Annotated in this window: 7 protein-coding genes and 1 rRNA gene; all 8 read right to left on the reverse strand. The window is 66.5% G+C overall.

Features of this window, described 5'->3' with window-relative positions; translation table 11 throughout:
* Positions 1-60 precede the first annotated feature (60 nt).
* A complete protein-coding gene (locus ACI2L1_RS16710; protein ID WP_404740049.1) occupies positions 61-798 on the reverse strand; it encodes a MerR family transcriptional regulator in 738 nt (245 codons plus the stop codon).
* Between the two features lie 18 nt (positions 799-816).
* The gene (locus ACI2L1_RS16715; protein WP_404740050.1) at positions 817-1722 is read right to left on the reverse strand and encodes an FHA domain-containing protein; all 906 of its coding nucleotides are present in this window, start codon (positions 1720-1722) and stop codon (positions 817-819) included.
* Positions 1723-1783: 61 nt separating this feature from the next.
* Entirely contained in the window at positions 1784-2614 is an 831-nt protein-coding gene (locus ACI2L1_RS16720) for a DUF881 domain-containing protein (protein WP_404740051.1), read from the reverse strand.
* 5 nt (positions 2615-2619) lie between these two features.
* Positions 2620-2952 (reverse strand): small basic family protein, encoded by a 333-nt coding sequence (locus ACI2L1_RS16725; RefSeq protein ID WP_003988855.1) that lies wholly within the window; start codon positions 2950-2952, stop codon positions 2620-2622.
* A complete protein-coding gene (locus ACI2L1_RS16730; RefSeq protein WP_404740052.1) occupies positions 2949-3845 on the reverse strand; it encodes a DUF881 domain-containing protein in 897 nt (298 codons plus the stop codon). The genes ACI2L1_RS16725 and ACI2L1_RS16730 overlap by 4 nt, the downstream gene beginning before the upstream one ends.
* Before the next feature lie 105 nt (positions 3846-3950).
* Positions 3951-6446 carry a sugar phosphate nucleotidyltransferase gene (locus ACI2L1_RS16735; RefSeq protein ID WP_404740053.1) on the reverse strand — a complete coding sequence of 832 codons (2496 nt, stop codon included), beginning with the start codon at positions 6444-6446 and terminating at the stop codon, positions 3951-3953.
* Between the two features lie 113 nt (positions 6447-6559).
* Positions 6560-7168, reverse strand: coding sequence for a CDP-alcohol phosphatidyltransferase family protein (locus tag ACI2L1_RS16740; RefSeq protein ID WP_404740054.1), 609 nt, complete (start codon positions 7166-7168; stop codon positions 6560-6562).
* A gap of 109 nt (positions 7169-7277) precedes the next feature.
* Positions 7278-7372: ribosomal RNA gene (gene rrf, locus ACI2L1_RS16745) — 5S ribosomal RNA — on the reverse strand; the annotation flags it as partial.

The raw sequence follows: 7372 nt of genomic DNA on the forward strand, positions 1-7372 counted from the left end.
TGCCCGGGACGTTTGGGTAGTCGGGCCGGAAACGGGTGACAGTTCCTGCACCTGGCGCCCTCAGGGCAGCCGTACACCGAGCGCGGTCTGCACAAGGGCCGCGTGCAGCTTCACCGTGAGCCCCGCCAGTTCCTTCGTACGAGCTTCCGCGTGGGCGCGGGTCTGCGGGTTGCGGTGGCGCTTCAGCGGGGCAACCACCTGGTCCACGAGCCCTGCCTCACGGTCGGCGGCGGCTTTCATCGCCCGCAGATGCCGAGGCTCGATCCCGAACCGTCCGAGCTCGACGACGAGCGCGGCCACGGTGACGGCCTCGGCGTCGTAGGCCCCGTCCGGGAGCGGGGTGACGAGCCCGTACGACTCCCATTCCGCCAGCTCTTTCTCGCCGATCTCGGCGGCGGCGAGCAGCTCGTCCCGCCCGATCCGCACCGCGGTGGGCCCCTCAGGCACCTCCAGGACCGTTTCTCCGTCCCGCTGGCGGCCCACGGTGGGCAGCGCGGCGGCCTCGCCCCGCTCCATGGCGTCCAGATGCTCGCGGATCACCTTGAGCGGCAGATAGTGGTCCCGCTGCATCCTCAGGACATGTCCGAGGCGCTCCACGTCCCGCTCACTGAACTTGCGATAGCCGGAGGGGGTCCGCTGCGGCTCGATGAGCCCCTCGGACTCCAGGAAACGGATCTTGGAGATCGTCACTTCGGGGAACTCGTCGCGCAGCACGTTCAGTACCGTGCCGATGCTCATCAGCCCACTGTCCGTGGCGGCGGTGCCGTGTCCGGCACCGCCGCTCGGTGTTTGAAGCATGGACCTTCCCTGGGAGGGTCAGTAGCCCCGCTGGCTCGCGTAGAACACCAGTCGGTACTTGCCGATCTGCACCTCGTCGCCGTTGCTCAGAGCGACCGAGTCGATCCGCTCGCGGTTGACGTACGTGCCATTGAGACTGCCCACGTCGGACACCGTGAACGAGCCGTCCTGGCCGCGACGGAACTCCACATGCCGACGGGAGACGGTGACGTCGTCGAGGAAGATGTCGCTCTGCGGGTGACGGCCGGCCGTGGTCAGCTCGCCGTCCAGCAGAAAGCGGCTGCCCGAGTTCGGCCCACGGCGCACGACCAGGAGCGCGGAACCCAGCGGGAGCGCGTCGACGGCCGCCTGCGCCTCCGGGGACAGTGCCGGCATCTGCGTCTGACCGGTGACCTCGGCGTCGTAGGCCTCGAGTCCGGAGATGGAGATGGTGGAGGTCGTCTCCGAGGGGCGCTCGGGCACGGCACCGGCCCGCAGCGGGGCGCCGCAGTTGGAGCAGAAGCGGCTGTTCTCCGCGTTGCGGTTACCGCACCTCGTACACACCAGGGCCGACATAGGGGAAAACCCTCCACCCGTACTTGAGGTTGACGGCTGCCCGAAACCTATGCCGCCGGACTGGGCAGGGTCAACAGACGGCGCGCCCTGACCTCCGGAAATGTCGCCCTCCGGACCGCCGACCTGGTCGCGGAACAGCGGGCGCTGACCCTCGGCGTCGGGCTGTGCGCGATGGCGGGCGGTGGCATTTTCGCTGCCCTCTCGCGCGCTCCTGCCGAACAACTTCTGAAACAACTTCACGGGCGATTCCCCTTGACCGAAACAGACCCGCCCGTGGGGCAGGACGAACCCTGATTGAACACACCGGTCGACCCGGACATCCTCACAACGTCCGTTTCCACCAGACAGTTTCCACCACGCACCACCCATTCGGTGCGCCGACCCCCCGCAACCTCATGCCCTGGCCGGACGCCCGCCATGCACCCCCGGTTCACTGGGAGGACGACCGAGCGTAGTCAGGCCGCTTCGCCGCTCGCAAGGCGTCCACGACGATCTTGTTCGACCGCCCGACGGTAACGGTGGCCTGCTCCTTCTCAAGAGTCTGCACCACGCCTCCAGGAATGTTGAGCGCCGGTTCGAGGTCCTGCGGATTGCCGATGACCTTGAAACGAAACGGGGCGGTGATCTTGTTCCCGTCGACACTCACACTCTTGTCCGAGTCCGACAGATAGGTGTTGGCGACGACCCGTACGCCGTTCACCTGGATCGCCTCCGCACCAGCGGCACGCAGCTCCTGGATCGCGTCGAGCAGCATGTCCGCCTCGACCGTCCCCTTGGTGTCCTCGATCGTCATCGTGATGCCCGGGCCCTGCGCGGCCACCGTGCCCGCGAGGATGCCGAGTTGCCGCTCCTTCTCCACCGTCTGCTTACGGGCCTCTTCAGCCTGGTCGGAGCTGTTCTCCAGTTCGTCCCGCTGCTTCTCAAGACCCTGCTTCTCGTCTTCAAGACGCTGAGTACGGTCGTCCAGTTCATCAAGGATGCGTACGAGATCTTCCTGCCTCGCCCCGCGCAGCGCGCTGTCACTGTCGCTGTTCGACGCCACCTGAACGGCGAGGCCGAATCCGAGGCCGAACAGCAGTACCGCGACGATGAGTTGGGCCCGGGTCATCCGCGGCGGCCACAGCCCGTCCACCAGCCTCTGACGGCCGGTCAGCCCGGGTTGGGGCTCCGGGGCCACCGTCTCCTCGGGAGGGGCTGCCGGGAGTTCCTCGGGCAGCTCCTTGCGCAACCTGTTGCCGGGTGTCTCTTCCTGCTCGTTCATCGGCCTCACGCCCGGAAGACGTGCCGGCGGATCGCCGCGGCGTTCGAGAAGATGCGGATCCCGAGCACGACGACGACACCGGTCGACAACTGGGCGCCCACGCCCAACTTGTCACCCAGGAACACGATCAGCGCGGCCACGACCACATTGGACAGGAACGACACGACGAAGACCTTGTCGTCGAAGATGCCGTCGAGCATGGCGCGCAGACCACCGAAGACGGCGTCGAGCGCCGCCACCACGGCGATCGGCAGATAAGGCTCGACGACGGCCGGAACCTCAGGCCGGACCAACAGGCCGGCCACGACTCCCACGACGAGGCCCAGTACGGCGATCACGATGTGCCCTTCTCAGTTCTCGGCTCTGCTGTACGTACGATCACACTCGGTGCGGCCGGCAGCCGGAGGTCGTCCTCCACGGAGATGGCGGTCCTGATGCCGTAGTTCTCCTGCAGGGCGTGCAGATACAGTCCGTCGGCACTGTTCTGGAACCTGGTGCTCAGCCGCTGCCCGTCCCCCACCGCAAGCACCGTATAGGGCGGAACCAGCGGCTTGTTGTCGACCAGTATGGCGTCACCCGCGGCCCTGATCGCCGACAGCGCGGTCAGCCGCTGTCCGTTGACGGAGACGGCTTCGGCGCCCGACTCCCACAACCCGTTGACGACCCGCTGCATGTCGCGGTCGCGTACCCGCCCGGTGTCGGAGAACCCCGACGTCTCACGCGGGTTTCCGTCGCCGCCCGTGCTCGCTTCCTTGGCGTCGTTCACGACGAGTTTCACACCGGGGCCATGCACTTCCACGGCGCCCGACAAAATGCCCACGAGATCGGCCTGACCACTGTCCCCGCTCTGTTTGAGCGCCTCACGTTGCCGCGTGCTCACGTCGTCACGCAGCTTGTCGACGCTCTCCTCCAGCTTGTCCGCCGTGTCGCTCTCACGGTCGATACGGTCGATGAGCTCTTCGCGCTCCTTGGCCACGACCGGGGCCGCCACCCGCGCCTGTGCCGCCCCTACGGTCACCACCAGAGCGGCGAGCACCAGGCCGACGGCCAGACCGAGCTTCGCCCGCAGCGTCTTGGGCAGTCCGCTGCCGCTGGCGGCCTCCTTGCGGGCCGCCGCCTCGGCGTAGCCGTCGTCGAGGCTGTGGTCCATGACGTTGGTGAGCAGCGACATGGAGGCGTCCGGGCGCGAGGGGCGCGTGGGGGTGCTCCGAACGGGGGGCTGCTGCGGCATGCCGCACATCGTCGCACGTCGCGGCCCCTACCTCCGAATGGCCCCATCGGCGTGCCGGACAGGCCCCCCCTGGGGACACATGTCCGGCACGCGCGCGTGCGCGGCTCAGCGGCCGGCGCTGTCCACGACCGCCGACCACTCGTCCAGCAAGGCCTGCGCGGACGCGTCGTCAGGCCCCTCGGCCCACAGGTGGGTGACCGCCTCCGCCGGGTCCGGCAACACCATCACCCACCGCCCGTCGGTCTCCACGACCCGGACACCATCCGTTGTGTCGACAAAGCGATCGCCCGCCGCCTCCACGACCCGCCGCATGACCAGGCCCTTCACGGCCCACGGCGTGGCGAGATCCCGCTTGAGAACATGCGCCCGCGGAATCCGTGCGTCGATCTGGCTGAGCGTGAGCTGCGTCCGCGCCACCAGCCCGATCAGCCGTACGAACGCCGCCGCACCGTCGAAGACACTGCTGAACTCCGGGACGATGAAAGCACCCTTGCCGTCGCCGCCGAAGATCGTCGAGTCGTCACGTCCGACCCGGGTGAGATCGTCCGGCGAAGTGGTCGTCCACTCCACCTGCGTCCCGTGGTAGGCGGCCACCTGCTCGGCGATCCGCGTAGTGGTCACCGGCAACGCCACACGTCCGCTGCGCCGCTCCGCGGCCACCAGGTCCAGCATGACGAGCAGCGCGCGGTCGTCTTCGATGATCCGCCCCTTCTCGTCCACCAGGGAGAGCCGCTCGCCCACCGGGTCGAACCGCACACCGAAGGCGGCCCGCGCGGACGCCACGATCTCTCCCAGCCGCACCATCCCCGACCTACGCGCATCCGCCGTCTCGGTCGGCCTGGACTCGTCGAGCCCCGGATTGATGGTCAGCGAATCCACGCCGAGCTTTCCGAGCAGGCTGGGCAGGACAAGCCCCGCACTACCGTTCGACGCGTCTACGACGACCTTGAGCCCGGACTCGGAAATCCCTGTCGTGTCGACGTTCCGCAGCAGCGAACCGGTGTACGAGTCGAAGACACTCGCCGGGAAGTACAGGTCCCCGATCTCACCGGGGAACGCGCGCCGGTACTCCTGCCGGGCGAACACCCGGTCCAGCTTCCGCTGGCTGCCCTGGGAAAGGTCCGCACCCCGCCCGTCGAAGAACATGATGTCCACGGAGTCCGGCACCCCGGGCGTGGTCCGGATCATGATCCCACCGGCGCTGCCCCGCGCGGTCTGCTGACGGGCCACGGGCAGCGGTACGTTCTCCAGGTCGCGTACGTCGATGGCACTGGCCTGGAGAGCGGAGATGACCGCCCGCTTGAGCGCCCGCGCGCCACGGGAGTGGTCGCGAGCGGTGGTGACGGTCGAGCCCTTCTTGAGGGTCGTCGCGTAGGCGCCGGCCAGCCGCACCGCGAGTTCTGGCGTGATCTCGACGTTGAGGATGCCGGACACCCCTCGGGCGCCGAAGAGATGCGCCTGGCCCCTGGACTCCCAGATCACCGAGGTGTTGACGAAGGCGCCGGCCTCGATGGTCTTGAACGGGTAGACCCGCACATTCCCCTGAATAATCGATTCCTCGCCGACAAGGCACTCGTCACCGATGACCGCACCGTCCTCGATACGAGCCGCCCGCATGATGTCGGTGTTCTTCCCGACGACACAACCGCGCAGATTGCTCTGCTGCCCGACATACACGTTGTCGTGCACGACGGCCTTGTGCAGGAAGGCCCCGCTCTTCACGACCACGTTCGAGCCGACGACGGTGTGCTCACGGATCTCGGCCCCGGCTTCGACCTTCGCATAGTCCCCGATGTACAGCGGACCGCGGAGAACAGCATCCGGATGTACTTCGGCCCCCTCTGCCACCCACACGCCCGGGGAAAGTTCGAAGCCGTCGATCTCGACGTCGACCTTGCCTTCAAGGACGTCGGCCTGCGCCTTCACATAGCTCTCGTGGGTGCCTACGTCTTCCCAGTAGCCCTCCGCGACATAGCCGTAGATCGGCTTGCCTTCCTTCATCAGCTGCGGAAAGACATCGCCGGACCAGTCCACGGGCACGTCGGGCTCGACGTAGTCGAAGACCTCGGGCTCCATCACGTAGATGCCCGTGTTCACGGTGTCCGAGAAGACCTGACCCCAGGTCGGCTTCTCCAGGAAGCGCTCGACCTTGCCTTCCTCGTCGACGATGGTGATGCCGAATTCGAGCGGATTGGGTACACGGGTCAGACAGACGGTGACCAGTGCGCCCTTCTCCTTGTGGAAGTTGATGAGCTCGGTGAGGTCGAAGTCGGTCAGGGCATCACCGGAGATGACAAGGAAAGCATCGTCCTTCAACGCCTCTTCGGCGTTCTTGACGCTTCCGGCGGTACCGAGTGGCTTCTCCTCGTTGGCATAGGAGAGCTCCATTCCAAGCTCTTCACCGTCACCGAAGTAGTTCTTGACCAGTGAGGCCAGGAACTGCACAGTGACGACGGTCTCGTTGAGCCCATGCCTTTTGAGCAGCCTCAGCACATGCTCCATGATCGGCCGGTTTGCCACCGGCAGGAGCGGCTTGGGCATGCTTGAGGTCATTGGACGAAGGCGTGTGCCTTCGCCTCCGGCCATCACGACGGCCTTCATGTCGGAAGCGTCCTCCTCTAGAGATGACGGTCTAGCCGACCTCACCCGTCCAGATTCTCCCGCACTTTTCCGCCGGGGGCCAACGAGCCGCTACGGCCGTGCCAAGGGCGAGTTCAGTCGGCCATGGCGTCCGCGCGGATCAGGCGACGGACTTGTACCACGTAGAGCACTCCTGCCCACCAGTACAGCGTTGTACCCCATCCGGCGAACGCCCATCCGAAAATAGCAGCGAGTGACGCGATCCATCCAGTTCCGTCACTGAGCAGGAGCAGCGGGAAAGCGTACATCAGGTTGAACGTGGCGGCCTTGCCGAGGAAGTTCACCTGCGGCGGCGGATATCCATGTCGCCTGAGGATGCCCACCATCACCAGGAGAACCAGTTCTCGCAGGAGCAGTGCAGCCGTCAACCAGATTGGCAGAATCTCGCGCCAGGTGAGACCGACCAAAGTCGAGAGAATGTAGAGCCGGTCGGCCGCGGGGTCGAGCAGCCGGCCCAGACTGCTGATCTGGTTCCACCGTCGGGCGAGCTTGCCGTCGAGGTAGTCACTGATCCCGCTCAGAGCCAACACCAGCAACGCCCAGGTGTCACTCTTCGGGCCCCCGAACTCAGGCCTGAGAATCAGCCACAGGAAGACCGGCACGCCAACGAGCCGCGCCATGCTGAGGATGTTGGGGATGGTGAGGACCCGGTCTGTCTGGACGCGGGTCTCCTGGACCTCCACCCGGGGGCCTCCTGTGGGAAACGTGCCAACGATGCTCCCTGACCCTACCTCAACGCAAAAAAGCTCTGGCTCTTGGGCTGCCTGCCCAAGAGCCAGAGCTCTAAAAGGAGTTCGGCGGTGTCCTACTCTCCCACAGGGTCCCCCCTGCAGTACCATCGGCGCTGTAAGGCTTAGCTTCCGGGTTCGGAATGTAACCGGGCGTTT

The organism is Streptomyces sp. NPDC019531, from assembly GCF_044903305.1.
In the GTDB taxonomy this organism is placed as follows: domain Bacteria; phylum Actinomycetota; class Actinomycetes; order Streptomycetales; family Streptomycetaceae; genus Streptomyces.

Excerpts from the sequence above, each read along its gene's own strand:
- ACI2L1_RS16710 (WP_404740049.1), bottom strand. The coding sequence starts at position 798 with ATGCTTCAAACACCGAGCGGCGGTGCCGGACACGGCACCGCCGCCACG.
- ACI2L1_RS16715 (WP_404740050.1), bottom strand. The coding sequence starts at position 1,722 with ATGGGTGGTGCGTGGTGGAAACTGTCTGGTGGAAACGGACGTTGTGAG.
- ACI2L1_RS16720 (WP_404740051.1), bottom strand. The coding sequence starts at position 2,614 with ATGAACGAGCAGGAAGAGACACCCGGCAACAGGTTGCGCAAGGAGCTG.
- ACI2L1_RS16730 (WP_404740052.1), bottom strand. The coding sequence starts at position 3,845 with ATGCCGCAGCAGCCCCCCGTTCGGAGCACCCCCACGCGCCCCTCGCGC.
- ACI2L1_RS16735 (WP_404740053.1), bottom strand. The coding sequence starts at position 6,446 with ATGAAGGCCGTCGTGATGGCCGGAGGCGAAGGCACACGCCTTCGTCCA.